This is a genomic window from Lutispora sp. (genome assembly GCF_041687175.1).
Lineage (GTDB): Bacteria > Bacillota > Clostridia > Lutisporales > Lutisporaceae > Lutispora.
The window spans coordinates 2055-3175 of sequence record NZ_JAWLCK010000206.1 but is presented as its reverse complement, the minus strand read 5'-3'; the positions used below and the strand labels follow the sequence as shown (position 1 = coordinate 3175).

The 1121-nt window shown below is 40.3% G+C and carries 1 pseudogene; it reads left to right on the top strand.

Annotated features, from left to right (window positions below):
• A pseudogene (locus ACESM9_RS15295) lies at positions 1-1121 on the top strand (serine/threonine protein kinase); the annotation flags it as partial.

The window sequence follows — 1121 nt, the reverse complement described above, 5'->3', positions numbered from 1 at the left end:
AACATCATATCAATGTTCTTTGATATGGTTACTTTGGAAGAATTGCTTGAGGTCAGCGGGAAAAGCGAGCTGGAACTGCTGGATATAATTGAGGAGCTTGAAAGGAAGAATCTTGTAAAGGAAACAGGGGAAACAAAAAATGTTGGTTTTTCCTTTACGCATCTGAAACTGCGTGAGTATGTTTATTCCCAGCTTTCGGCTTCAAGAAGAAGGATACTGCATTCAAGAATTGCCAGGATCGTTGAGAGCAGACTCAAGGGTGACAAAAGAGATACACTTTTGTATTCCAAGCTGATATACCATTTTATGAACGGAGGCTATAGGCTTCTGGCATTGAAATACACCATCAAGAACCTTGAACAGCATCTAGGTATTAATCATGAGATTTTTCCTGTTTTCTATGAGGATGGCTCTACTGAGGAAGGTTTTATAGAAATAGGCGAAGAACAGCTGTCTGAGGATCTGAAAAATATAAAAAGCTTAATCAGTGAGATAAAGGATGAGGAGGGTTATGGCGGGGAGCTGGAAATGCTTGAGTTGTCCTTCATGCATATGGTTGGAAGGGGATATATAAGATCGGGAGACTACAGGCAAGGCTTAGATATTATAAATGGAATGATAGAACATGCCTTGCGGATAGAGAACTGTGATATTGCAATCAAAGGCTATAAGCAGATGGTGTTTTTTTGCATCAACACTTTTAATACAGAGCTTATGGATAAATATCTGGAAGAAGCGATTGCAGTTGCGGAGAAGTGCCGCAACAGGGAGGAGCTCTGCATACTTATGAGGCTTAAAGGGATGCAAAGGGTTATGAATGGAAGGTTCTCAGAGGGCGGGAATATTCTGAAACAGGCCATAGATATGTTCGAATCCCTGGAGCATAAGGAAAAGTATATTCTAAACATTGCCGCCTGCTACAATTTCATCGGAGAAAGCAAAAGGCGGAGCATGGAATTCTACAGTTCATTATCATATTATGATAGGGCTATTGTCATATGCAGGGAAAAAGACATAAAGCGAGGAATACCGATATTCAGCACCAATGCAGGACAAGCAGCATACGATATGGGAGATTATACTAAAGCAAAAACATATCTGGATAGTGCAATTAGAGCATT